The 24819-nt window shown below is 56.1% G+C and carries 21 protein-coding genes; 11 read left to right on the forward strand and 10 right to left on the reverse strand.

Translation table 11 applies throughout. The annotated features are described in order from the left end of the window. Positions 1 to 22: 22 nt before the first annotated feature. Complete coding sequence (locus BM205_RS08590) at positions 23 to 2395, reverse strand: penicillin-binding protein 1A (RefSeq protein ID WP_254783809.1); 2373 nt, start codon at positions 2393 to 2395, stop codon at positions 23 to 25. 152 nt (positions 2396 to 2547) lie between these two features. On the opposite strand from BM205_RS08590, the gene BM205_RS24255 reads away from it, so the two are divergent. From BM205_RS24255 to BM205_RS08630, 9 genes are all read left to right on the forward strand, one after another. Beyond that, positions 2548 to 2712: a hypothetical protein gene (locus BM205_RS24255; protein ID WP_175511214.1), complete on the forward strand. Its 165-nt coding sequence runs from the start codon at positions 2548 to 2550 to the stop codon at positions 2710 to 2712. Between the two features lie 123 nt (positions 2713 to 2835). Continuing rightward, positions 2836 to 3915 (forward strand): pilus assembly protein PilM, encoded by a 1080-nt coding sequence (locus tag BM205_RS08595; protein WP_254783810.1) that lies wholly within the window; start codon positions 2836 to 2838, stop codon positions 3913 to 3915. Next, positions 3915 to 4589 carry a PilN domain-containing protein gene (locus BM205_RS08600; protein WP_254783811.1) on the forward strand — a complete coding sequence of 225 codons (675 nt, stop codon included), beginning with the start codon at positions 3915 to 3917 and terminating at the stop codon, positions 4587 to 4589. The genes BM205_RS08595 and BM205_RS08600 overlap by 1 nt, the downstream gene beginning before the upstream one ends. Further along, positions 4586 to 5245, forward strand: coding sequence for a type IV pilus inner membrane component PilO (locus tag BM205_RS08605; protein WP_092414093.1), 660 nt, complete (start codon positions 4586 to 4588; stop codon positions 5243 to 5245). The genes BM205_RS08600 and BM205_RS08605 overlap by 4 nt, the downstream gene beginning before the upstream one ends. Next, complete coding sequence (locus BM205_RS08610) at positions 5242 to 5790, forward strand: pilus assembly protein PilP (protein ID WP_092414094.1); 549 nt, start codon at positions 5242 to 5244, stop codon at positions 5788 to 5790. Before BM205_RS08605 ends, BM205_RS08610 begins: the two co-directional genes overlap by 4 nt. A 50-nt stretch (positions 5791 to 5840) precedes the next feature. Continuing rightward, positions 5841 to 7973: a type IV pilus secretin PilQ gene (gene pilQ / locus BM205_RS08615; RefSeq protein ID WP_175511222.1), complete on the forward strand. Its 2133-nt coding sequence runs from the start codon at positions 5841 to 5843 to the stop codon at positions 7971 to 7973. A 63-nt stretch (positions 7974 to 8036) separates the two neighbouring features. Then, entirely contained in the window at positions 8037 to 9785 is a 1749-nt protein-coding gene (gene aroKB / locus BM205_RS08620) for a bifunctional shikimate kinase/3-dehydroquinate synthase AroKB (protein WP_092414096.1), read from the forward strand. Next, on the forward strand, positions 9782 to 10924 hold the full coding sequence (locus BM205_RS08625) for a deoxyguanosinetriphosphate triphosphohydrolase (protein ID WP_092414097.1): 1143 nt from the start codon (positions 9782 to 9784) through the stop codon (positions 10922 to 10924). Before aroKB ends, BM205_RS08625 begins: the two co-directional genes overlap by 4 nt. Positions 10925 to 11020: 96 nt before the next feature. Next, entirely contained in the window at positions 11021 to 11710 is a 690-nt protein-coding gene (locus BM205_RS08630; protein WP_092414098.1) for a DUF4197 domain-containing protein, read from the forward strand. A gap of 141 nt (positions 11711 to 11851) precedes the next feature. Here BM205_RS08630 and hpf read toward each other — a convergent pair whose 3' ends face one another. From hpf to BM205_RS08665, 7 genes are all read right to left on the reverse strand, one after another. Further along, complete coding sequence (hpf, locus tag BM205_RS08635) at positions 11852 to 12202, reverse strand: ribosome hibernation-promoting factor, HPF/YfiA family (RefSeq protein WP_061532045.1); 351 nt, start codon at positions 12200 to 12202, stop codon at positions 11852 to 11854. Between the two features lie 167 nt (positions 12203 to 12369). Further along, entirely contained in the window at positions 12370 to 13860 is a 1491-nt protein-coding gene (locus BM205_RS08640) for an RNA polymerase factor sigma-54 (protein WP_092414099.1), read from the reverse strand. Between the two features lie 110 nt (positions 13861 to 13970). Then, the gene (lptB, locus tag BM205_RS08645; RefSeq protein WP_092414100.1) at positions 13971 to 14717 is read right to left on the reverse strand and encodes an LPS export ABC transporter ATP-binding protein; all 747 of its coding nucleotides are present in this window, start codon (positions 14715 to 14717) and stop codon (positions 13971 to 13973) included. Continuing rightward, positions 14714 to 15262, reverse strand: a complete 549-nt coding sequence (lptA, locus tag BM205_RS08650) for a lipopolysaccharide transport periplasmic protein LptA (protein ID WP_175511215.1) — start codon at positions 15260 to 15262, stop codon at positions 14714 to 14716. The genes lptB and lptA overlap by 4 nt, the downstream gene beginning before the upstream one ends. 83 nt (positions 15263 to 15345) lie before the next feature. Continuing rightward, positions 15346 to 15939: an LPS export ABC transporter periplasmic protein LptC gene (lptC, locus tag BM205_RS08655; protein WP_092414101.1), complete on the reverse strand. Its 594-nt coding sequence runs from the start codon at positions 15937 to 15939 to the stop codon at positions 15346 to 15348. After that, on the reverse strand, positions 15936 to 16544 hold the full coding sequence (locus BM205_RS08660; RefSeq protein WP_092414102.1) for a KdsC family phosphatase: 609 nt from the start codon (positions 16542 to 16544) through the stop codon (positions 15936 to 15938). The genes lptC and BM205_RS08660 overlap by 4 nt, the downstream gene beginning before the upstream one ends. Further along, positions 16544 to 17575 carry a KpsF/GutQ family sugar-phosphate isomerase gene (locus BM205_RS08665; protein WP_092414103.1) on the reverse strand — a complete coding sequence of 344 codons (1032 nt, stop codon included), beginning with the start codon at positions 17573 to 17575 and terminating at the stop codon, positions 16544 to 16546. Before BM205_RS08665 ends, BM205_RS08660 begins: the two co-directional genes overlap by 1 nt. Before the next feature lie 134 nt (positions 17576 to 17709). Here BM205_RS08665 and BM205_RS08670 point away from each other — a divergent pair, with 134 nt between their 5' ends. Further along, a complete protein-coding gene (locus tag BM205_RS08670; RefSeq protein WP_092414104.1) occupies positions 17710 to 19740 on the forward strand; it encodes a monovalent cation:proton antiporter family protein in 2031 nt (676 codons plus the stop codon). 72 nt (positions 19741 to 19812) lie between these two features. Continuing rightward, positions 19813 to 20976 (forward strand): PepSY-associated TM helix domain-containing protein, encoded by a 1164-nt coding sequence (locus BM205_RS08675; RefSeq protein ID WP_139227227.1) that lies wholly within the window; start codon positions 19813 to 19815, stop codon positions 20974 to 20976. Here BM205_RS08675 and BM205_RS08680 read toward each other — a convergent pair. Both BM205_RS08680 and uvrA read right to left on the reverse strand, forming a co-directional pair. After that, positions 20962 to 21741, reverse strand: a complete 780-nt coding sequence (locus BM205_RS08680; protein ID WP_092414106.1) for a phytanoyl-CoA dioxygenase family protein — start codon at positions 21739 to 21741, stop codon at positions 20962 to 20964. The genes BM205_RS08675 and BM205_RS08680 overlap by 15 nt on opposite strands. 103 nt (positions 21742 to 21844) lie before the next feature. Continuing rightward, a complete protein-coding gene (uvrA, locus tag BM205_RS08685) occupies positions 21845 to 24700 on the reverse strand; it encodes an excinuclease ABC subunit UvrA (RefSeq protein ID WP_092414107.1) in 2856 nt (951 codons plus the stop codon). Between the last annotated feature and the right edge of the window lie 119 nt (positions 24701 to 24819).

Raw genomic sequence — 24819 nt, forward strand, 5'->3', positions numbered from 1 at the left:
TCACAAATGTGCCCACTCCACATCAGAACAATTCGTTCTTGACCTCATCCCTGGCTTTTTCTTCTTCCGTCGGTGCCGTAGTGCCGCCACCAAGGCTTTGGGTAGCGATGCCCGGCGGGTATTCAGCGTAATAATATTCGCCGCCGGAATGCACCAGGCCTTCCGGCACCACGCGGTCTTCCATCGGTATGCCCTTCAACGCCTGTTGCATGAAGCTGATCCAGATTGGCAACGCCAGGCCGCCGCCGGTTTCCTTATCGCCCAGGCTGCGCGGCTGGTCGTAACCCATCCAGCCGACCGCCACCAGCGACGGTTGATAACCGGCAAACCACGCATCCAGCGAATCGTTGGTGGTGCCTGTCTTGCCGGCCAGGTCGGTACGGTTGAGCGATAGTGCCTTGACTGCGGTACCGTAGCGCACGACATCACGCATCATGCTATCCATCATGAAGGCATTGCGTGGATCGATGATGCGATTGGCTTCGTCGCCAGCGATCTCCGGATGAACTTGCGACAAGACATTGCCATCGGCATCGGTAATCTTGCTGATGATGTAGGGGCTGACTTTATAGCCACCATTGGCAAAGACTGCGTAACCGCCAACCATTTGCAGCGGCGTCACTGCGCCTGCACCCAGTGCCAGTGTCAGGTATGGCGGATTTTTGTCAGCATCAAAGCCGAAACGCGTCACATATTCCTGCCCGTATTTGGCACCGATCTTATCCAGGATGCGCACCGAGACCACGTTCTTCGATTTGGTCAGTGCCTTGCGCATGCTCATCGGACCTTCGTACTTGTTGCCGTAGTTCTTCGGTTGCCAGATCTGGCCGCCGGTCTGGCCGCCGCCATAGGTAAGTGGTGCATCGTTGATGATGGTAGCCGGCGACAAGCCTTTTTCCAGCGAGGCGGAATAAATGAATGGTTTGAATGACGAACCCGGCTGACGCCAGGCTTGCGTGACGTGATTGAATTTGTTGCGGTTGAAGTCGAAGCCGCCTATCAAGGCGCGGATGGCGCCGTCCTTGGTGTCAGCCGCAACGAAGGCCGATTCCACCGCCGGCATTTGCGTGATGCTCCAGTTTTTTCCTTCCAGCATGACGCGGATGATGGCGCCGCGTTTGACTTTACGTTGCGGCGGCGCTTTGTCGCTCAGCAAATTGGTGGCGATGCCCAGGCCGGCGCCGCTGATGCTGATTTCCTGGCCCGAGGACAGTAACGCGCGGACCAGTTTCGGGGTTGCCTCCAGTACCACCGCCGCCACGATTTCATCGCTGTCGGGATGGTCTGCCAGTTCTACTTCGATCGCGTCTTCGGCTTCTTCCTTGGTGTCGTCAGGGATGTCCATATAGCCTTCCGGTCCGCGATAGCCGCGTCGCTTCTCATAGTCCATGACGCCGCGGCGCAGCGCTATATACGCCGCGTCCTGGTCGGCCTTGGTGATGGTGGTGAAGACGTTGAGACCACGCGTGTAGGTGTTTTCCTTGAATTGCTCGTACACCAGCTGACGCGCCATTTCAGCGACGAATTCGGCGTGGATGCCAAATTCGCTGGCGCCGCTCTTGATGTGCAGGGTTTCGTTCTTGGCTTGCTCGTACTGCGCCGGGGTGATGTAACCCAGCTGCAGCATGCGCAGCAAGATATATTGCTGGCGCACAGTCGCCCGTTTCGGATTGACGACCGGATTGTTGGCTGACGGCGCTTTCGGCAAACCGGCCAGCATCGCGGCTTCAGCGGTGGTGATATCTTGCAGTTTCTTGCCGAAATAGATTTGCGCTGCCGAAGCAAAGCCGTAAGCACGCTGGCCCAGATAAATCTGGTTCATGTAGACCTCAAGAATCTGGTCCTTGCTCAGGTTGCGCTCGATCTTCCATGCCAGCGGAATTTCATAGAGAAATTTGCGCGATGCTTTCTGGAAGAAGGTCGGCTCGTTGCTGGTCAGGAAAAAATTGCGGGCGACCTGCTGCGTGATCGTACTGGCGCCGCCGCCGCCGCCGGTCAGGTTGGAAAAACTGGCGCGCAGGATGCCTTGGTAATCGACCCCGCCATGCTGGTAAAAACGGTCGTCTTCAATCGCCAGCACGGCCTTCTTCATCACATCGGGAATTTCGTTGATGCGCACCAGGCTGCGCCGTTCTTCGCCGAATTCACCGATCAGGACGCCGTCGGCCGAGAAAATCCGCAATGGAATCTTGGGTTTGTAGTCGGTCAGCGAATCCAGCTCCGGCAAGTTCGGGTAGGCCATTGCCAGCATCAGGAAAAAAGTCAGGCAGCCGATAACAACCAAGCCGACAACAATCCCGAAAAAACCGAGTATCAACCGCAGTAACAGCGGCAAGCGACGGCGCGAAGGGGGAGTGGTTTGCGGGGTGTCGCTGGCTGTGTCTGGAGGCGTCATGCGATGTGTTTTATGAAAGATGGATGCCACGCATTATAGCGGCACAGCGTCTGGCGCCAGTTAGGTAATACGCTGAACTGTTATTGAATTGTCCTTGAATTGCCTCCCGGAGGGTACTTGGCTCAAAACTTGCTCTGCATCATGCGTTCTTGATGAACAGCAAACTGCGTTGTGAAATTCAGACAGAAATTGTCGGTGAAAAACAAATTAGGTTGAGTGGAGTCGCTGCGGCGGCTATTTTAGTATTACTTAAACAATTGCCATGTGGAAATTTCTTTACAGCACTGCACTCTTATTGCTACGATTTCACCTTATAAAATTTAACATTGCTGTAAGCCCTGTTTTACAGGTTTTTCCTAACTTCGAGACGGAATCCCGCTAATGGGATCGCCTTGCAGGCAGAATGTTCCCCAAATTATACATACTCGGGAGAAATGCTCTTGGCATTAGATCTTGGATCGCTGATCGGTAAAAAGAACCCGCCGCTGGTGGGGATTGATATTAGTACGTCGGGCGTCAGGCTGGTTGAGCTGTCCGAGACGGGCAAGGATCAGTTGCGTCTGGACCGCTTCGCTTCGGAACCATTGCCGCGTGGCGCTGTGGTGGATGGCAACATTGAAAATATCGAGCAAGTCACGGAAGTAGTACGGCGTCTGTGGAAAAAAAGCGGCTCCAGCACCAAGCTGGTGGCTTTAGGCATGCCGCCGGCATCGGTGATTACTAAAAAGATCATTCTGGCCAGCGGCATGCTGGAAGAAGAACTTGAGATGCAGGTCGAATCCGAAGCCAGCCAATATATTCCGTTTGCGCTAGATGAGGTGAGCCTTGATTTTGACGTTATCGGCCCGGCGCAGCATTCCCCGGACGACGTTGAAGTGTTGTTGGCAGCTACCCGTAAGGAGAAGGTCGAGGACCGCGTGGCGGTGGCAGAGGCGGCTGGCCTCAAGCCTACCGTGATGGACATCGAATCCTACGCAGCGCGTGCGGCGATTAACCGCATCATCGGCCAATTACCGAAAGCCGGACAAGGACAGATTGTCGGCCTGTTTCAAATCGGCACGCAAACCACGCACGTATCGGCTTTGCTGGACGGCCAGCTGATTTATGAGCGCGAGCAGCCGTTTGGCGGCAATCAACTGACACAAGACATCGTGCGCGCCTATGGGCTGTCGTATGAAGAGGCGGATACCAAAAAGCGTACTGGTGACCTGCCTGACGGCTATCAACAAGAGATCCTCAACCCGTTCCTGGAGAGCGCCGCGCTGGAAGTCACGCGGGCGATCCAGTTCTTCTTTACTTCGACGCCGTACACCCGCATCGACCAATTGTTCCTGGCCGGCGGCTGCGCCACTATTCCTGGCCTGGTTGAGGTGGTAGCGGGACGCGCCAAGATTTCCACCTCGGTAGTCAGTCCGTTTACCGGCATGCAACTTGGGCCGAATGTGAGAGAAAAACAATTGCGCATGGATGCACCGTCTTATCTGGTTGCCTGCGGTCTGGCGATGCGGAGGTTTGGCTGATGATCAAGATTAACTTACTGCCGCACCGCGAAGCCAAGCGCAAACAGCGCAAGAATGCTTACTTCGCCATGTTGGCATTATCTGCAGTTGTCGGTCTGGTAACGGTGCTGGTGGTCGGCGCATTTATCGCCAACAGTATCGCTAACCAGACTCAGCGCAACAATTTTATTACCGCCGAAAACAAACGTCTTGACGGTGAAATCGCGGAAGTTGCCACTCTCAAGCAGGAAATCGAGGCATTGAAGGCGCGCCAGCAAGCTGTGGAAGATCTGCAGAGCGATCGCAATCAGCCTGTGTATCTGATGGATGAACTGGTCAAGCAGGTGCCGGAAGGCGTCTATCTGAATTCTTTCAAGCAGGATGGTCAGCGGGTGGCGCTGAATGGTTATGCGCAGTCGAATGAGCGGGTGTCCGAATTGCTGCGCAATTTGGGTAACAACTCGGCCTGGCTGGAACGCCCTGACCTGATCGAGATTCGTTCCGCCAATATCGGCACTGGACGCGACAGCAAGCATGTGTTCGCGTTCACCGTCAATGTCGGCATCAAACGACCGTCTGACAAGGACGCTAAAGATACCGCTGCGACGCCAAAAACTGCGGCAGCCGGGGCAGCTACTGCAGCCGTTGGCGGCACTGCGGCTGCACCAAAAGCAACTTTGAAAGACGCCAAATGACGGATCTGAATAATTTGGGCGCCTCGCTGAGCGCGCAGTTTCGTGGATTGAACGGTCGCCATCCGGGCCAATGGCCGATAGTTCCTCGTGTTTTATCCGGCGTCGGGGTGTTCCTGCTGGTGCTGGCGGCGGGTTGGTTTCTTTACTGGAGCGATCAGAACGATGAGCTCAACGCTGGCCAACAGAAGGAAGTGCAGCTGAAAGACGAGTACAAGTCGAAGGTCCAGCAAGCCATCAATCTGGAAGCATTGCAAAAGCAAAAGCTGCAGGTGGCCGATTACGTCGCCACCCTGGAAAAGCAATTGCCTAGCAAGGCAGAGATGGATGCGTTGCTGTCCGATATCAATCAGGCCGGTCTGGGACGCGGGCTGCAGTTTGAATTGTTCAAGCCAGGCCAGGTGGTAGTGAAGAATTATTACGCCGAACTGCCGATCAATATCAAGGTAACCGGTAATTATCACGATGTCGGCTCGTTCGCCAGCGACATCGCCAACCTGCCGCGCATCGTGACCTTGAATAATATGAGCCTGGCAACCGGCAAGGATGGCACGCTGAGCCTCGACGCGATTGCCAAAACCTTCCGGTATCTGGATAAGGACGAAGTGGTCGCGCAGCGTAAAGCCACCGATTCAGCAAAGCAGAAAGGTCAAAAATGACGTTTTTTCGCATTGGGCGTCTGACCCAGGTGACATTTTTTGTCGTATTCATCTCAACTTTGTCAGGTTGCGGCGACAGCGGCGTGCCGGAACTGAAAGAATGGATGGCCGACGTCAAGAGCCATACCAAGGTCGGGATTCCTAAGCTGATCGAGCCTAAGAAGTTTATTCCCTTCACGTATGCCGGCGCGACCAGCGTCGATCCGTACAACCCCAACAAGTTGCTGGTGGCGCTGGCCAAGTTGCACGGCAATTCAACCGGCTTGAAGCCAAACCTGGATCGCCGCCGCGAAACGCTGGAAAACTATCCGCTGGATACGATCAAGATGGTTGGCACGTTGCAAAAAGTGGGTTTGAGCTATGGCTTGCTGCAAGTCGACAAGACCGTGTTCCAAACCAAGGTGGGGAATTACGTGGGACAGAATTTCGGCATGGTTACCAAGATCACTGAGTCCGAAGTAATTTTGAAAGAAATCGTACAAGATGCGTCCGGCGAATGGGTCGAACGCGAAGCCAAGTTAGCGTTGCAGGAGAGCACAAAATGATTGCAGCAGGAAAAAAATTCGTTAACCTGAGCGTAAGCCGGCTGAGCGTGATGCGACAGACGGTATTGAAGTTTGTTGCGCTGGTGTGCTTACTGGTAACCGGAGCATCGGTAATGGCAGCCGAAGATAATGCCATTACTTCGATCAGCGCCAATCAGCAGGGTGCCAACGTCATCGTCAAGATTAATTTCAAGCGTCCTTTAAGCGCACAGCCAACGGCGTTTTCCGTGATTAGTCCTGCCCGCATCGCTTTTGATTTTGTCGGCGTCGGCAACGCCACCGGCAAAACCTCGCAAGACATCAGTCTGGGCGATGTGCGTAATGTGGTGGTGGCGCAAGCTGACGATCGCTCGCGTTTGGTATTCAACCTGAAACGCTCGTTGTCGTATGCCACTGCAATGGATGGCAATGCCTTGGTCGTTACCATCGACGGTTCCGGCGGCCTGGCAACGCCAGTCAATGCTGTCGGCATGCCGGTTCGTCCCGCTACAGCAGCCGTAGCGGGAGCCGCAGCCGCAGCGCCAGCAGCTGCACCTTTGTTAAACGGCAAGCCGGCCTTGCGCGATATCGATTTCCGCCGCGGCACCGCAGGTGAAGGCCGGGTTGTGATTGATTTGCCGAACACCCAGGTTGGCGTCGATGTGCGCCAGCAAGGCCAGACGATTGTGGTGGATTTCCTGAAGACCAGTTTGCCGGATGTTTTGCGTCGCAAGCTCGATGTCGGTGATTTCGGTACGCCGGTCAAGACCATTACGACTGTGACCCAGGGCGAAAATGTGCGCATGATCATCGAGCCGAAAGGCCTGTGGGAACAAAGCGCTTATCAAAGCGACAGCCAGCTGGTGATCGAAGTCAAGCCGCTCAAGGAAGATCCGAACAAGCTGGCGCAAGGTACGCAAGGCTATCACGGCGACAAGCTGTCCCTGAATTTCCAGAACGTCGAAGTGCGCTCGGTATTGCAGGTGATTGCCGATTTTACCGGTCTGAACATCATTACCAGCGATACCGTTGGCGGCAACCTGACCTTGCGCCTGAAAGACGTTCCCTGGGATCAGGCTTTGGATATCGTGATGCAAGCCAAGGGCCTTGACATGCGTAAAAACGGTTCGGTCATCTGGATTGCGCCGAAAGACGAATTATTGACTAAGGAAAAAATGGAGCTTGAGCAGCGTTCGCAAATTGCCGAACTGGAGCCATTGCGTACCGAGTCATTCCAGCTGAATTATCAGAAGGCCGAAGCCTTCAAGAAAGTATTCGGGATTGATGACACCGGTGGCGGTGGCGGCAGCGCTGGCAAGAAGAAGAATTCCATCTTGTCGAACCGCGGCAGCGCCGTGATCGACCCTCGCACCAATCAGTTGTTCGTGACCGATACGCCGACCACCTTGCAGAACATCCGCAATCTGATTCAAAAAATCGATGTTGCGTCACGACAAGTTTTGATCGAAGCACGTATGGTCGAAGCGAACGATGGCTTCAGCCGTAACCTTGGCGCCAAGCTTGGATTTGGTTTCAATAGCAAGAATGTCTCCTCCGGAGGTACGCAAAATGCGACGACAACGACTGGCACAGTTCCCCTGACGTCAGGGAATTCAGTGAATTTACCGGCCAATCCTAGTACTGGTACAGCTGGTTCGGTGGCTTTGACTCTGTTTAATTCCGCTGCGTCGAAATTCATCAGCCTGGAGCTGTCGGCACTGGAAGCGGACGGCAAGGGCAAGATTATCTCCAGCCCGCGTGTGGTCACGGCGGATCAGCAAAAAGCCCTGATTGAACAAGGTACTGAAATTCCTTATCAAAATGCAACCAGCAGCGGCGCTACCTCCGTAGAGTTCAAGAAAGCCAACCTGAAGCTGGAAGTGACCCCGCAGATCACCCCGGACGGCAATGTCATTTTGACAGTGGATGTAACCAATGACAGTGTAGGCGTGGTCGTTCCTGGCGGCGTTTCGATCAATACCAAGCATGTCCAGACCCAGGTGCAGGTTGAGAATGGCGGCACGGTGGTGATTGGTGGTATCTACACCCAGACAATTTCAAATGATGTTAATAAAGTGCCACTGCTTGGAGATATTCCAGTTCTGGGTTATCTTTTCAAACAAACGGCAACTGTTAACAAACGGACTGAATTATTAATTTTCCTGACACCGAAGATTGTCATCGACCGGATTTCTGGGCAGTAATTGCCCGGAAGGCGCCGGTTAGACGCCGGTGTCTGCATTTTGAGCAAAAGGTTGAGTGGTGAAATGGTGCGGTACACAGGCAATATCTTTCTGGTAGGCCTGATGGGCGCGGGCAAGACTACGGTTGGCCGCGCCCTGGCAAAAAAACTCAACAAGCTATTCATTGATTCGGATCACGAAATCGAGGCGCGTACTGGCGTCTCGATTCCTTTGATTTTTGAAATAGAAGGCGAAGAGAGCTTCCGTCAGCGCGAGACGGAGGTGATACGCGACCTGAGCGGCCGGCGCGGCATTGTGCTGGCCACTGGTGGCGGCGCCGTCATGCGTCCCGAAAATCGCGAATATCTCAAAAGCCGCGGCACCGTGATTTACCTGCGTGCCAGCATCCATAACATCCTGCAGCGTACCAGCCGCGATAAAAACCGGCCGCTATTGCAAACCGCCGATCCGCGCCGACGCCTGGAAGAATTGTCACGGCAGAGGGAACCATACTATCGCGACGTCGCCGACATTGTCATCGACACTGGCCGACCTAACGTACAATTCCTTGTGCACAGCATTTTGAGCCAGCTGGAGTTGTTGCCAAACCAGTTGCCAGATGAGCTTGAGCAAGAACAAGAGTCGCAAGCCGGTGCAACCAGCCAGGCTAGCACCAGCGTCCCTATTTCATCAAATTTTCCTATGAATCAGTCGTCAACCTTTCCGGTCCCAGCGCCAACCATCACGCTCCAGGTAGAACTGGGCGAACGCAGCTATCCGATCGAGATCGGGCCGTCGCTATTGACCGACCGCGAGCGCATCGCCCGCCTGATCACAGGCAAGCAGGTCGCCGTGGTGACCAACACCACGGTCGCACCGTTGTATCTCCAAGGTTTTAGCCAGGCATTGAAAGATGCCGGCAAGAGCGTGCTGGAAATCGTCTTGCCGGACGGTGAGGAAGAAAAGAACTGGGCCAGCCTGATGCAGATCTTCGATTGCCTGCTGAGCGCAAAATGCGATCGCAAGACGACCCTGATCGCCTTGGGCGGCGGAGTGATCGGCGATCTTACCGGTTTCGCTGCTTCGGCCTACATGCGTGGCGTGCCATTCGTGCAGATTCCGACCACGCTGCTGGCCCAGGTTGATTCCTCCGTGGGCGGGAAAACCGGTATCAATCATCCATTGGGCAAAAACATGATCGGCGCTTTTTATCAGCCGCAAGCTGTGATCGCCGATACCATGACCTTGCATACCCTGCCGGAGCGCGAGCTGTCGGCCGGGCTGGCAGAAGTGATTAAATACGGCGCGGTGATCGACGCCGCATTTTTCAAATGGATAGAGGACAACATCGATGCGCTGATGGCGCGTGATAACGTCGCCCTGGCCTACGCCATCCGCCGTTCCTGCGAGCTGAAGGCCGACGTTGTCAGGCAAGATGAGCGTGAAGGCGGTTTGCGCGCCATCCTGAATTTCGGCCATACCTTCGGCCACGCGATTGAATCCGGCCTGGGCTACGGTAAGTGGCTGCATGGCGAAGCGGTCGGTTGCGGCATGGTGATGGCGGCAGATCTGTCGCACAGGCTCGGCCACATCGGCGCCATTGACAAGGAACGGGTCTGCGCGTTGGTACGCGCCGCCGGTTTGCCGACCGAGGCGCCCAACCTGGGCGCCCAGCGCTGGCTGGAACTGATGCAGATCGATAAGAAGAACGAAGACGGCCAGATCAAGTTCATTTTGATGAAGCCTTTGGGTGGCCATCTGATCACTACAGCACCGCAAGATGCCCTGCTGGCGACAATTCAGCAACTAGCTTCCGGAGACATGCCACGATGAACCAGGAAACGTCCCTCGCACCCTATGCCGCACATTCTGCGCTGTCGCGAGGACGTTTGTTCGAGGAAGCCTCGCCTAGCGCACGCAGCGAGTTTCAGCGCGACCGCGACCGCATCATCCACTGCACCGCATTCCGCCGGCTGGAATACAAGACCCAGGTATTCGTCAATCACGAGGGAGACCTGTTCCGCACGCGCTTGACGCACAGCATCGAAGTAGCGCAAATCGCCCGTTCGATTGCGCGCAACCTGCAATTGAACGAAGACCTGGTAGAAGCCATTTCACTGGCCCACGATCTGGGGCACACGCCATTCGGCCATGCCGGCCAGGATGCCTTGAACGACTGCATGGAAGGCCACGGCGGCTTCGAACATAATTTGCAAAGCCTGCGCGTGGTCGATCAGCTGGAACAGCGCTACGGCGCGTTTGACGGCTTGAACCTGATGTTTGAAACGCGCGAAGGCATCCTGAAGCATTGTTCGCTGGCCAACGCCAAGAAACTGGGCGATATCGGCGAGCGCTTCATTCAGCGCAAGCAACCGACGCTGGAAGCGCAAGTCGCCAACCTGGCGGATGAGATTGCTTATAACAACCACGATGTCGACGACGGTTTGCGTTCAGGCTTGCTGACGCTGGAGCAGATGAACCAGATTGAGTTCTATGCCACGCACAGCCGCCAGGTCGAGTTGTTGTATCCCGGGCTGAGCGGGCGCCGCGCGATCAATGAAACGGTGCGGCGCATGATCAATGCCCTGATCACCGACCTGATCCAGACATCCCGGCAACGCATCCTGGATGCACGCCTGCAAAGCGTCGACGATGTACGTAATGCGCCACCCCTGATCGCATTTTCCGATGGCATGGCGCAGCAAGCCGCTATGCTGAAACGCTTCCTGCGCGAAAACCTGTACCGTCATTACCTGGTCAACCGCATGACCGCCAAGGCGCGCCGCATCGTTGCAGAACTGTATGCATGTTTTAGCGCCGAGCCGAATCTGCTGCCCCCCGACTATCAGTTCGGCCAGGCCGGCACGCAACAGCAAGCGCGCGCGATTGCCGATTACATCGCCGGCATGACCGACCGCTATGCGATACGTGAACACAGGCGTTTGTTCCTGGTAGACGAAGGCCATCTTTAAGATTCACGCGCCAGCCTCATTCATAGTTTGTAGATCTGATTGCAATAGGTTGAGTTAGACTTTGTCGTTGTCCATTTAACTTCACAAGGATCAATTATGCGTCGCGCATACCAAACAGCACTGACAATCACTCTGGCGGTGACCGCATCGGCCGCGCTTGCTTTATCGATAGGCGATTTGAGTAACCAGGACGCCAGCAGCGGCCTGAAAGCCGCGCTGCAAAAAGGCGCGGATGTTGCGGTGTCCAAGTTGGGGGTCGAGAATGGCTTCCTGAATAATGACAAGGTCAAGATCGGTTTGCCCAGCGTGCTGGATAAAGCCATGCCGCTGTTGAGGATGACTGGCCAGGGACAGAAACTGGACGATCTGGTGGTGTCGATGAATCATGCGGCGGAACAGGCAGTGCCGTTGGCCAAGCCCTTGCTGTTGAATGCGGTCAAATCGATGTCGGTGACAGATGCAAAAAATATCCTGACCGGCGGCGATACTTCAGTCACCGATTTTTTCAGACAGAAGACTTCGGCGCAATTGGGACAGAAATTCCTGCCTATCGTCAAAGGCGTGACCGACCGCAACGGCCTGTCGGCGCAATATAACTCGGTCATGGGGCAAGTCGGTAAAACCGGCATGGTGCCGGCGGAGCAAAGCACCGTAGAAGGCTACGTTACCCAACGCGCGCTGGATGGCTTATACACAATCATAGGTGAAGAGGAAAAGGCGATTCGCCAGGATCCTGTCGGTGCGGGCAGTGCGATTATCGGCAAAGTCTTTGGCGCGCTTAAGTAAGAGCGGAAGAACCTTCAACAACGATAATATGATTTACCAATAAGCAGGTTTACCAATAACAAAGGGCGCATTAACTGCGCCCTTGTTCATTTATTGGCGCGAGCTAAACTAAACAGTTCGCTCGCGCGCTCGGCGACCGGTTCAGGTCGCGGCGGGGAGTTCTTCCGGCAGATGTTTGATAGCATCGTGCTGATGGTCCTGCATCTTGTCCTTGTATTTGATCACCTGGCGATCGAGCTTGTCGATCAGTGCATCAATGGCGGCATAAAGATCGTGAGCAATACTTTCAGCATGCAAATCTTTTCCTTTTACGCGCAGATTAATTTCCGCTTTTTGGCGCTTTTCTTTTTCAGTGATTTTGTCGACGGTCAGAATCACGCTGATATCGATGACCTGGTCGAAGTGGCGTTTGATACGCTCTAGTTTGCTTTGTACATATTCGCGAATGGCAGGGGTTAATTCGAGGTGATGCCCACTGATGGTGAAGTTCATACAGCGCTCCTATCAAGAATATTGCTGGCGGTCCGGAACAGAACAGGCTGAATCTTTAGGCGGACGGTTCACGAGGAACTGTCCTGGCAAGAATCAATGAAAACTCAATGAAAACCGCTTGATCCAAACACAGCAAGGTTAAGCTTTACAATCAAACCAGAAAAAAACTACAAGGCCTTGCGCAAATTAACAGACGGAATTTTCAGTGCTTCGCGATATTTTGCGACGGTGCGGCGGGCGACCACCATACCTTGTTCCGCAAGCATGTCGGCAATCTTGCTGTCAGAGAAAGGACTTTTTGAATCTTCCGCTCCTATCAATTGCTTAATGAGTGCCCTGATTGCCGTTGAGGAAGCCTCTCCACCTGCCTCAGTAGCAACATGGCTGCCGAAGAAATACTTCAGTTCAAACATCCCGTGGGGAGTAAGCATGTATTTCTGTGTGGTTACACGAGAAATAGTACTCTCGTGTAGTCCCAGTGTATCAGCTATTTCACGCAACACAAGCGGCCTCATTGCGACCGCCCCGTGAGAAAAGAAGTTCCTCTGGCGTTCCACTATCGCTTGCGCAACGCGCAAGATGGTGTCGAAGCGTTGACGCATATTCTTGATCAGCCATTTGGCTTCCTGCAGCTGGGAAGTGAGGGCGCCGTCGCCCTTGCTTTGCTTCAGAATGTTGGCATACAGGACATTCACCCGCAACCTTGGCATGACGTCATTATTCAGCATCACCTGCCAGCCTTGCTTGCTGCGCCTGACGATCACATCCGGCACCACGTAGTCTGACGTATTGGCGGCAAAGGGCGCGCCGGGATGCGGATTGCACTGCTTGATGACGACTTGCGCCTCACGCAGATCCTCGTCGTCGCAATCGAGCGCTTTCTTGATTTTATTGAAATCACGTTGCGCAAAGAGCATCAGGTGATCTTGCACAATCGCCAATGCCAGGCGGCGCGTGACAAATGGCACTTTGATAAAACGCTTGATCTGCAAGCTCAGGCATTCCGATGCGTTACGGGCGCCGACGCCTGCCGGGTCGAAACTTTGCACCATTTTCAGCGCCATCGATAACTCTTCGATCGCGATCTCCAGCTCTGGCGGCAGACGCTCCAGGATTTCTTCCAGCGATTCTTCCAGGTAGCCGTTATCGTCCAGCGCATCGATGGTCAGTTCGACCAATGCCCGATCGCGCATGTCGTGCAGCGTTTCGCGCATTTGCTGTAACAGATGTTCACGCAACGTCAATTCGTGGGCTTCCAGTTGCGGCCGCGCATCCTCGTCGTCCGAGGTTTTCGAGTTGCGTGCGATATCGTCAAAACTCCATTCGCTATCGCCGCTTTCACTATTTTCGGGGCTGCCATCCGCTGCCGGCGGCGTATCTGAACTGGCTTCGCTTTCGCTGGGCGAGCTGCTGACCTCGCTATCGCCGATCGGCGCGTCCATGGTTGACGTACTGCCGCTGATAGCGCCGTCCGCCAGTAAGCGCACGGAATTATCGAGCGGGTCGTCGATCCGCTCCAGCAACGGATTGTCCGACAAGATCTGCTCCAGTTCCTGATGCAGTTCGAGCGTAGACAGTTGCAACAGCCGTATCGACTGCTGCAATTGAGGCGTCAGCGCAAGATGCTGGGAGGTGCGAAGCTGGAGTGATTGTTTCATGGCTACCGTGCGGACAATTCACTTCTATGGTTTGTTGTAAGGAGTTCAAGCGCCACTGTGCTGCGGCGAATTACGCTGCCTGTAATTACATCGTTCTCGCGTTCGTGAAGTTACATGCGGAAATGCTCGCCGAGATACACGCGCCGTACCGACTCGTCTGCGATGATGTCGTCCGGACTGCCGCTGGCCAGCACGCTACCTTGATTGATGATGTAGGCGCGATCGCAAATGCCCAGTGTTTCGCGCACATTGTGGTCGGTAATCAGTACGCCTATGCCGCGTTCCTTAAGGAAGCGGACAATGCGCTGGATCTCGATCACGGCAATCGGGTCGATCCCGGCAAACGGTTCATCCAGCAGGACGAAGCGGGGATTGGTTGCCAGCGCGCGGGCAATTTCGACGCGCCGGCGTTCGCCGCCGGAGAGCGACAAGGCCTGGTTTTCACGTAGCTTTTCGATTTGCAATTCATGCAGCAGTTTATGCAATTGCTCGTCGATCTCGGCTTTGGTGAGCGCCTTGCCATTGGGGCGCTGCAATTCGAGTACGGCGCGGATATTGTCTTCTACGGTCAGCTTGCGAAATACCGACGCTTCCTGCGGCAGATACGACAGACCAAGCACTGCGCGCCGATGGATCGGCAGGCGTGAAATGTCGACGCCGTCGAGATCGATCTCGCCGCCATCCGATGGCACCAGGCCGACGATCATGTAGAAGGATGTGGTTTTGCCGGCGCCGTTAGGCCCCAGCAGGCCGACCACTTCGCCGCACCGGACTTCCAGCGATACGTCATGCACCACCTGGCGCGCGCCATAGCTCTTTTGCAGACCTTTAACGATCAGGGTACTAGGCGCGGTCATGGGGCAGCTTTCGGACGTGGCTGGATCACTGCGCGGATGCGCCCGGCGCCAGACTGGCTGGTGCCGTTGACCGTATTGTTGACTGAATAGAATTCAGTGCGGCTGTCGTAGGAAATGAATTCGCCATTTACTTCGTCAGTCGGCTTGTCGCCTTGCAAGCGGCGCATTTGCGCCTTCGAAAACAGTTTGGTGACTTCGGTCTTGCCGTCGTATTCAATACGTTCGGCGTGGCCATCGATCCACAGGTCCGGACCGCCGTCGCGTTTTTGACGGAACGTCGCCAGCTTGCCCGGATCCGCATACAAAGTCGCGTATTGATAACCGGACGGATCGGTGGTCACTACCACGCGATCGGCTTTCATCAGCAACGTGCCACGCGTCAGGACCACGTTGCCGGTGGCGACGTTGACCTGCTTGACGTCGTCATACGTAAGCTGGTCGGAATCGATCAGTGTCGGTTTCTCGGAGTCTGCTTTTTCTGCATGCGCGACGCCGGCGGCACCGACGCCGAGTAATAGCAGAGATATGAAAAAAATTCGTTTCATGAAAAATCCTGGATAAAGGATAGAGCTATATGCATAAAAATGGGGGCGATGGATTGCAATGCGTTGCATATGATCGTCGTCGCTCAATGAGGTGTCGGCGGAAATACGCCATGCACCTTGCTAAACAGTTTCAGTACACGCGTGGAATTGTTGAAATCCATGCCGGTACCGTGCAATATCGATTGCCCCAGCGTGAGTTCCACCGGTCGGTCTGATTGCATGACATCGTCGTCTGGCAATAGCAGCAGATACTCTGATTTCAGGTGAAAGTTGTCCGCCTTCGGCGTCTTTGGCCGATCCGCATTAACGTCGCCGTATAAATGCACCTTGCTATTGTTGTCTTCAATCTTGCCGCGGTTCGCACGCAGGTTCATCGGCGGCTTTTCTTTATCCAGGCTATGGATCAGCGGCTTTTGCACATCAAACGAATCGTCCAGCGGATTGTGCGTCAGCAGATCGCCCGAAATGTTGTAGCGCGGCAGTCCGCTGGGTGACATTTGCACGTAGTTGAAATGCTCGACGAAATAATCCGGCTCGATGCGCGCGACCTTCGGCAGCGAATCCTCGGTATGTTTGTTCATCACCTGCACCAGCCAGAAACTGCCGAGCGCCAGCAAGATGAACAATATCAGTAACAGCAGGAAGCGAAAGCGATAGGTGGTGCGCAGATTTTTCATACTTTACCTGGCATTGGCGGAGTTGCCGGCAGACTAGCGCCGAGATACGATGCCAATGCCTCGGCATAGGTGTTTTGCGCACGCATGATCAGGTCGCAGATTTCGCGCGCAGCACCATGGCCGCCGCCGGCCCGGGTGACGTAATGCACGCGGCTTCTGACATCAGGATGGCCGTTCGGCACGCTGGCGGCAAAACCGACTTGCGAAAGGATCGGCAAATCGATTACATCATCGCCGATGAATCCGCATGCGTCCGGCGTCAGTTGCAGTTGCGCCAGCAATGCGGCAAAAGCCGCATGCTTGTCATGCACGCCTTGATGCACATGGGCGATGCCGAGGTCGCTGGCGCGACGGCTGACAATCGCCGACTTGCGCGCGCTGATGATCGCAGTGGCGACGCCGCTTTGCTGCAACTGTTTGATGCCATGCCCGTCAAGCACGTTGAAGCGTTTGAGTTGTTCGCCGTCGGCGCCGTACAACAGGCCGCCGTCGGTCAGGATACCGTCGACATCAAAAATCATCAGGCGGACCCGCGCGGCACGCGCTGCCAGATCTGCACCTGCTGTCAGATCGGCGCCCTCGCCATGGCTAACCGAGGTCGTCATCAGATCACCTTGGCACGGGTCAGGTCATGGATATGCAGCGCGCCGACCAATTTTCCAGTGGCATCGCTGACCAGCAGCTGATTGATGCGGAACTGCTCCATCATGTGCACCGCGTCGACCGCCAGCTGATCGGGGCCGATGGTGCGCGGATTGGCGTGCATCACATCGGCAATCGTCAGTTTGGTGAAATCTTGCACCTGCTCGATCAGGCGCCGCAGATCGCCGTCGGTAAACACGCCGATGGCATGGAAATGCTCGTCCACCACGGCGGTCATGGCGATCCCCTTGCGGGTGATCTCAAGCAAAGCCAGCGACAGCGACACATCCGCAGTCACTGCCGGGATTGCTTCGCCGCTGCGCATGACGTCACGCACATGGGTCAACAAACGGCGACCAAGTGCGCCGCCAGGATGGGAGCGGGCGAAATCTTCCTCGCGGAAGCCGCGCGCGTCCAACAGGGCTACCGCCAAGGCGTCGCCCATCGCCAGGGTAGCGGTGGTGCTGGCGGTGGGGGCCAGATTCAAAGGACAGGCTTCCTGATCCACCTTGACATTCAGGTGCACGTTGGCGAGTTGCGCCAAAGCCGAGCCGTCATTGCCGGTCATCGCGATCAGGCTGGCGCCCATGCGTTTGATGATCGGCACGATCGCCATCAGCTCGGCGGTTTCGCCCGAATTGGAGATGGCAATGAACGCATCGTCCTCAGTCACCATGCCGAGGTCGCCATGCGCTGCTTCGGCTGGATGGATGAACAGCGCCGGGGTACCGGTAGAGGCGAGCGTGGCGGCGATCTTGCGGGCGATGTGACCGGATTTTCCTATTCCGGACACGACTACCCGGCCGTTGCAATTGAGCAGCAAGGCAATCGCCTGGGCGAAGGGATCGTCGAGGTCGTCGGAAATCCGGTTTTTTAATGCGATGATGGCATCGGCTTCGATTTGCAGGGTGCTGCGAGCAAGCTCTAGCGCACGGCCGGCATCGAATGACTTGGACAGGGATTGGGGCAAAATTTTGGTATCGGGTAGACTCATCCCGAAAGTATAAACGAAATCCTAAAGCAAAAAACTTGCCAGTCTTCATCGGCTTCAATTAATCTGTCTTCGGCCCTTCTCGTTTTAGCGTTGCCGCAACATAATGTTGATATTGAATTAATTGATTGCCAATAATGCTTTCCGGACTTGAACTGACAATCTTGTTGCTCGGCTCCGCCGTACTGGGGGTGGTGGCTTTTCGTAGCTTCCATTTGCCACCTATGCTGGGCTATCTGGTGGTGGGGATCCTGATCGGCCCGCATGCGCTGGGCTTTGCAGAAGACAATGCCACCACCCACGCGCTGGCCGAATTCGGTGTGGTGTTTTTGATGTTTTCGATCGGCCTCGAGTTTTCCCTGCCGAAATTGACGGCAATGCGGCATATCGTGTTCGGACTGGGCATGGCGCAGGTGCTGCTGACCATAGGCGCCACCATGCTGTTCGCCTGGATGATGGCGCTGATCCTGCCGCAATTTACCAATATCAGCTGGCAGGCGGCGTTCGCCCTGGGCGGCGCGCTAACCATGTCGTCCACCGCCATCGTTTCCAAACTGCTAACGGAAAGAATGGAGCTGGAAACCGAGCACGGACGCCGCATCATCGGCATCCTGTTGTTTCAAGACTTGGCGCTGGTGCCGCTGCTGATTATCGTGCCGGCGCTCAGTGAGCATTCCGGCAACTTGCTGGCGACGCTGGCCTGGGCTAGCGGCAAAGCGGTGCTGCTGCTGGCGCTGCTGCTGTTCTTCGGCCAGAAACTTATGCGGCGCTGGTTCCAGATCGTGGTGCGGCGTCGCTCGCAAGAATTGTTCATGCTGAATCTGTTGTTGATCACGCTGGCGTCCGCATGGATTACCGAACGCGCCGGCCTGTCGCTGGCCTTGGGCGCATTTATCGCAGGTATGCTGATTTCCGAAACCGAATACAAGCATCAAGTGGAAGAGGACATCAAATCGTTTCGCGATGTCTTGCTGGGTTTGTTTTTCATCACGGTCGGCATGTTGCTGAATATGCGTCTGGTGATCGAGCACTGGTGGCTGGTGTTGCTGTTGCTGATAGGCCCGGTGTTCCTGAAATTCGTCTTGATCGCCGCACTGGCAAAAATCTTCCGCTCATCCACCGGCGTCGCGCTGCGCACCGGATTGGCGCTGGCGCAGGCCGGGGAGTTCGGCTTCGTGCTGCTGAACCAGGCCGGCGGCCTGCAGCTGATCGATCCTTTGCTGGTCCAGCTGATCCTGGCGTCCATGGTGCTGTCGATGCTGGCGGCGCCGTTCATCCTGGCTAAATCCGACGCGATTGTAATGAAACTGTCTTCCAGCGAATGGATGATGCAATCGCTGGCCTTGACCCAGATTGCGACGCGCACCATGGCCACCAAGAAGCATGTGATCATTGCCGGTTTCGGCCGTAGCGGCCAGAGCCTGGCCAAGTTGTTGAAGGAAGAGGGTATCGATTACCACGCACTGGATCTCGATCCTGATCGCGTGCGCGACGCCCGCGCTGCCGGCGCCCAGGTTTCCTATGGCGACGCCTCGCGCCGCGAAAGCCTGGTGGCAGCTGGCGTGCATCGCGCCGCCGCCCTGGTGATCACCTATGCCAGCACGCCTTCCGCCCTGAAAGTGCTGCATCACGTAAGTGAGCTGGCGCCAGCGCTGCCGGTGATCGTGCGCAGCTACGACGATACCGATCTCGACAAGCTGCGTGCTGCCGGCGCCACCGAAGTGGTGCCGGAAGCCATGGAAGGCAGCCTGATGCTGGCCTCGCATGCGCTGGTCTTGCTGGGCGTGCCTTTGCGCCGCGTGGTGCACCGGGTGCAGGCTACGCGTGACGAACGCTATGCCACCTTGCGCGGATTTTTCCACGGCATCGACGATGCGCCGGATGCCGCCGATCATTTGCAGGTGCGTTTGCACTCAGTGGCTTTGCCCTCTGGCGCGCGTGCCATCGGCCGTTCGCTGGCCTGGCTGGGCCTGCCGGAAATGGGCGCTGAGATTACCGCTCTGCGGCGTGGCCGCAGCGATATTGCCGTCACATCGGAGGCAGTGTTGCAGGCAGGAGACATTGTTGTCCTGCGTGGCGCCGCGGACGCCATCTCCCGCGCCGAAGGGCGTTTGCTGCAAGCATGGACTAGCGCGGGCATCAGTCAACATAGCGATGAAGATTTTTGAGAATAATACCCATTCTCATTCAATAGACATTTACAATACTCGCTTTATGTAAGATGCAAGCGAGTTTTGATTGTGAAAAAAGCAATACGTCATTGGTTGGTGAAATTGCACCGCTACAGCGGTTTGCTGCTATCCCTGTTCCTTGTCATGGCTGGCCTGACCGGTGCGGCGCTGGCGTTTAACGACGACATCGATGCCTGGCTTAATCCGCAGTTCTACCATCTCGCCTCGAGCGGCAGCAGGCAACCCATCGATGCCCTGGCGGCCCGGGTTGAACATGATTATCCACATGCGCGGCTGGCCTTTTTTGCCATGGAGCAGGATGCCAACGCGCCGCTCCAGGCAAAACTGCGCTCACGCAAACCGAACGAAGAGCTGGCAGTGGATACGGTATTTATCGATCCGGTCACCGCTGCCGTAGTCGGCGAACGCAACACCAAAGCGGTCAGCCTTGCGCCGCAAAACCTGATGCCGTTTCTATTCCGCTTGCATCGCTATCTGTTACTGGACAAGCCCGGCGCCATCATCTCCGGCAGCCTCGGTTTGTTGTGGGTAACGACGCTATTGATCGGCTTCGCATTGGCCTGGCCCAAGCATCGCAACGGTTGGGGCAAGGCGCTGTCGATCAAACGCGGCGCCGGCGGTTTCCGCCTGATGTACGACTTGCATCGCACGGTAGGCCTGGTTGCCGGAATACTGCTGGTGATTACGGCCTTTACCGGCGCCGTGATGAATCTGCCGGACGTCGCCCGTCCATTGGTCTCCAGCCTGTCGGCGCTGACGCCGCCGCCCAAGGGTTCGAGTGCTGAAGGAAAGCCGCAAATCAACTGGCAGCAAGCGCTGGCAGCGGCGCAGGCAACCATGCCGCTTGCTACTCCGGCGCGTATCGTACGTATTGCGCATGACGAGAAACACGGCCTCTATCAAGTCCGTTTGCGCAAGCCGGATGACATCCAGGACGGCGGTAGTGTACGGGTATTTGTCGACGCTGCAGACGGCCATGTGCTGCGCTCGCTGGATCCGTTAAAAGGTTCTGCCGGCGATACCTTCATAGGCGTGCAGTATGGCTTGCATACCGGTCAGATACTGGGTTTGCCGGGCAAGATACTAGTCGCGTTCCTGGGTTTGTTGCCACTCTTGTTCATGATTACCGGGATTGCCATCTGGCTGCAAAAGCGGAAATCGGAAACCCTGGCGCGCACGCGTCGTTTGCAGCGGGCCTCAATGGCTCAGTAGAATATCTTCCGAGGCGGCTGAGCGGCTGCCTGGCACCGGCCGGTTGCTTTGCCCGTGATAAGCAAATACCACCGACTCCTTGACCGCTTCGGTATTATTCCTGCCGGCTGCGTGGAACAATCCGCTATGGAAAAAGACCACGTCGCCTTGCTGCAGCTCTACCGCTTTCCCTTGTGCAAACAACGCCTGGTTTTCGGCGAGTTCCGGGCGCAGGAAATCCAGCTGGTCCATTTGTCCGGGTTTGATATCGAAGCGGTGCGAGCCTGGAATAAAGCGCAGGCCGCCATTGTTCTGGTTCTCGCTATCGAGCGCCAGCCAGACCGAGATCAGCTCGTTGCGCGGGAACGACCAGTAGCGGATATCGCGATGCCAGCCGGTCGCGGTGCCGAAATGCGGGTGCTTGGTCATCACGCAATTGTGATGGGATAAAGTCAGGCATACCGGCTCGCGCAGCAACAGTTCCAGCATCGCTACCAGCTGCGGATTGCGCGCCCAGGCGCGATAGCTATCATGTCGCTGATAGGCATTGCGCAGGCGCCGTGCAGTGCGGCCGCCGACGCTATCGAGTGATTTCGGCGCGCCGGCATAGCCGACTTCGGATTCGTATTCCAGCGGCGCCACAGCCTGTGCCAGATGATCGTTGGCAGTGGCGATCATCAGCGCGCAATCCGCCACCGGCACCATGCGCGGCAAGATCAGGTAACCGTCTGTTTCGAAAGCGGCGATTTGCGCTGCAGACAGCGCCGGAGTGGTGTTGGTAGACATGGTTATCTCGTCGTATCTTTTATTATTTTATTGCATTCCATTGACGAAGCCCCGGGCCCAAGCGCCGTTGCGCCGAGGCCGGGTGGCCGCCGCGGCAAAATGGTTATTTATTTTTTTGCAGTAAAGGTCCCAAATATTTACCGGTAACGCTGGCCGGGTTTGCCGCCACCTGCTCCGGCGTACCGGTGGCAATGATACGGCCGCCGCCGGCGCCGCCCTCTGGCCCGAGGTCGATCAGCCAGTCGGCGGTCTTGATGACATCCAGGTTGTGTTCGATGATGACCACGGTATTTCCCTGGTTACGCAGACGGTGGATCACTTTCAGCAGCAGATCGATATCATGGAAATGCAGGCCGGTGGTCGGCTCATCCAGGATGTACAAGGTGCGGCCGGTATCGCGTTTCGACAGTTCCAGCGACAGCTTGACCCGCTGCGCTTCACCGCCGGACAAGGTGGTGGCGCTTTGGCCGAGCCGGATATAACCAAGGCCGACATCCAGCAGCGTATGTAATTTACGCGCAATGATCGGCACCGGCTTGAAGAATTCATAAGCTTCTTCCACCGTCATGCCCAGCACTTCGGTAATGTTCTTGCCCTTGTACTGTACTTCCAGGGTTTCGCGGTTGTAGCGCTTGCCGTGGCAGACATCGCACGGCACATACACGTCCGGCAGGAAATGCATTTCGACCTTGATCACGCCATCGCCCTGGCAGGCTTCGCAGCGGCCGCCCTTGACGTTGAACGAGAAGCGCCCGGCGTTGTAGCCGCGCTCCTTGGCCATCGGCACGGTGGAGAATAAATCGCGGATCGGTGTAAACAAGCCGGTATAGGTCGCCGGATTGGAGCGCGGAGTGCGTCCGATAGGCGCCTGGTCGACCGAAATAACCTTGTCGAAATGCTCCAGTCCACCGATCGATTCATGCGCCGCCGGTTCAGCTTGCGAGCCGTACAGATGGCGCGAAGCAGCGTGATACAGCGTGTCGTTGACCAGCGTCGATTTACCCGAACCTGAAACACCGGTAACGCAGGTCAGCAAACCGACCGGTAAATTCATCGTTACATTCTTCAGGTTGTTGCCGGTGGCGCCGGTGATGATGAACTGGCGATCAGGATCGGCCGGCGTGCGCTTTTCCGGCACTGCGATTTTCAGCGTGCCGTTCAGGTATTTAGCCGTCAGAGATTTTTTACTCTTGAGAATCTGCTCCAGCGTACCTTCGGCAATTATCTCGCCGCCATGCACGCCGGCGCCAAGCCCCATGTCGACCACATAGTCGGCGGTGCGGATCGCATCTTCATCGTGCTCCACCACCAGCACGCTGTTGCCGATGTCGCGCAGATGGCGCAAGGTTTCGATCAGGCGATCGTTGTCGCGTTGATGCAAGCCGATCGACGGTTCATCCAGCACGTACATGACGCCGGTCAGGCCGGAACCGATTTGCGAAGCCAGCCGGATCCGTTGCGCTTCGCCGCCCGACAAGGTGTCGGCACTGCGTTCCAGCGACAGGTAATCGAGTCCGACGTTATTCAGGAAGGTCAGGCGCGAAACGATTTCCTTGATGATCCGGTCAGCAATTTCTTTCTTGGCGCCAGTCAGTTTCAGCTTTTCGAAGAACGACAAAGTCTCGCGCAGCGGCGTCGCCGCGACTTCGTAAATGGCTCTTTCTTGTTTGCCGTTGCCAACCTTGACGAAACGCGCTTCGACGCGCAATCGCGCGCCGTGGCAGGACGGGCATTCTTTTTCGTTGATGAACTTGGCCAGTTCTTCTTTCACCGCCATCGAATCCGTCTCGCGATAACGTCGCTGCAGATTGTTGACCACGCCTTCAAACGTGTGTTCCTTGATCACGGTACGGCCGCGCTCATTGACATAGCTGAACGGAATTGTTTCCTTGCCGGAGCCGTACAGCACGGCTTGCTGGGCTTTTTCCGGCAGCTTTTCGAATGGCACATCGATGTCGAAATCGTAGTGCGCCGCGATATTGGTCAGCATCTGGAAATAAAACTGATTGCGTCTGTCCCAACCCTTGACCGCGCCGCTGGCCAGCGACAGGTTAGGGAAGGCGACGATGCGCTTAGGATCGAAAAATTCGATGTGGCCCAGGCCATCGCATTCCGGGCAGGCGCCCATCGGATTATTGAAAGAGAACAGGCGCGGTTCCAGTTCCTGCAGCGAATAGCCGCAGATCGGGCAAGCGAATTTGTTGGAGTACACGTGCTCGGTGCCGCTGTCCATTTCCAGCGCAATTGCGCGGCCCTCAGCCAGGCGTAGTGCGGTTTCAAAACTTTCAGCTAGCCGTTGCTTGGTGTCTGCCTTTACTTTCAAGCGATCGATCACCACATCGATGGTGTGCTTTTCGGTCTTCTTCAGTTTGGGCAGATCGTCGACTTCATAAATCTTGGCAGTGCCGGTGCCGCTCTGGATGCGGAAGCGCACAAAGCCCTGTGCCTGCATCTGTTCAAACAGGTCGACATGCTCGCCCTTGCGGTTAGCCACCACCGGCGCCAGGATCATCAGCTTGGTATCGTCCGGCATCGCCAGCACCGCATCCACCATCTGCGACACCGATTGCGCCGCCAGCGGCTTCTCCGGATGATCCGGGCAATACGGCGTGCCGACGCGTGCGTACAGCAACCGCAGATAATCGTGGATCTCGGTCACCGTACCAACGGTGGAGCGCGGATTATGCGAAGTGGCTTTCTGTTCGATCGAAATCGCCGGCGACAAACCTTCAATCAGATCGACATCCGGTTTCTCCATCAACTGCAGGAATTGCCTGGCGTAGGAAGACAACGATTCAACGTAGCGCCGCTGACCTTCCGCATACAGCGTATCAAATGCCAGCGACGATTTGCCGGAGCCGGACAAGCCGGTGATCACGATCAGTTTGTTGCGCGGTAAATCCAGATTGATGTTCTTGAGGTTATGCGTGCGCGCACCCCGGATGCGGATTTCTTCCATTTACAGCTTTCAGCGTAAGTTTAAGGCCGTGTTGGCTTGTAGGAAATGCAATTTTCACGCGTGAAAGGCTTGCGGCTGCCATAGGCGGAAATATCCAGCCGGTGCTGCAAGTGCCATAT

It is taken from the genome of Collimonas sp. OK307, from assembly GCF_900113705.1.
Lineage (GTDB): Bacteria > Pseudomonadota > Gammaproteobacteria > Burkholderiales > Burkholderiaceae_D > Collimonas.

Bases quoted from the DNA above. Each gene is read 5' to 3' on its own strand.
- BM205_RS08590 (WP_254783809.1), bottom strand. From the start codon at position 2,395: ATGACGCCTCCAGACACAGCCAGCGACACCCCGCAAACCACTCCCCCT.
- BM205_RS24255 (WP_175511214.1), top strand. From the start codon at position 2,548: ATGAACAGCAAACTGCGTTGTGAAATTCAGACAGAAATTGTCGGTGAA.
- BM205_RS08600 (WP_254783811.1), top strand. From the start codon at position 3,915: ATGATCAAGATTAACTTACTGCCGCACCGCGAAGCCAAGCGCAAACAG.
- BM205_RS08605 (WP_092414093.1), top strand. From the start codon at position 4,586: ATGACGGATCTGAATAATTTGGGCGCCTCGCTGAGCGCGCAGTTTCGT.
- BM205_RS08610 (WP_092414094.1), top strand. From the start codon at position 5,242: ATGACGTTTTTTCGCATTGGGCGTCTGACCCAGGTGACATTTTTTGTC.
- pilQ (WP_175511222.1), top strand. From the start codon at position 5,841: ATGCGACAGACGGTATTGAAGTTTGTTGCGCTGGTGTGCTTACTGGTA.
- aroKB (WP_092414096.1), top strand. From the start codon at position 8,037: ATGGTGCGGTACACAGGCAATATCTTTCTGGTAGGCCTGATGGGCGCG.
- BM205_RS08625 (WP_092414097.1), top strand. From the start codon at position 9,782: ATGAACCAGGAAACGTCCCTCGCACCCTATGCCGCACATTCTGCGCTG.
- BM205_RS08630 (WP_092414098.1), top strand. From the start codon at position 11,021: ATGCGTCGCGCATACCAAACAGCACTGACAATCACTCTGGCGGTGACC.
- hpf (WP_061532045.1), bottom strand. From the start codon at position 12,202: ATGAACTTCACCATCAGTGGGCATCACCTCGAATTAACCCCTGCCATT.
- BM205_RS08640 (WP_092414099.1), bottom strand. From the start codon at position 13,860: ATGAAACAATCACTCCAGCTTCGCACCTCCCAGCATCTTGCGCTGACG.
- lptB (WP_092414100.1), bottom strand. From the start codon at position 14,717: ATGACCGCGCCTAGTACCCTGATCGTTAAAGGTCTGCAAAAGAGCTAT.
- lptA (WP_175511215.1), bottom strand. From the start codon at position 15,262: ATGAAACGAATTTTTTTCATATCTCTGCTATTACTCGGCGTCGGTGCC.
- lptC (WP_092414101.1), bottom strand. From the start codon at position 15,939: ATGAAAAATCTGCGCACCACCTATCGCTTTCGCTTCCTGCTGTTACTG.
- BM205_RS08660 (WP_092414102.1), bottom strand. From the start codon at position 16,544: ATGACGACCTCGGTTAGCCATGGCGAGGGCGCCGATCTGACAGCAGGT.
- BM205_RS08665 (WP_092414103.1), bottom strand. From the start codon at position 17,575: ATGAGTCTACCCGATACCAAAATTTTGCCCCAATCCCTGTCCAAGTCA.
- BM205_RS08670 (WP_092414104.1), top strand. From the start codon at position 17,710: ATGCTTTCCGGACTTGAACTGACAATCTTGTTGCTCGGCTCCGCCGTA.
- BM205_RS08680 (WP_092414106.1), bottom strand. From the start codon at position 21,741: ATGTCTACCAACACCACTCCGGCGCTGTCTGCAGCGCAAATCGCCGCT.
- uvrA (WP_092414107.1), bottom strand. From the start codon at position 24,700: ATGGAAGAAATCCGCATCCGGGGTGCGCGCACGCATAACCTCAAGAAC.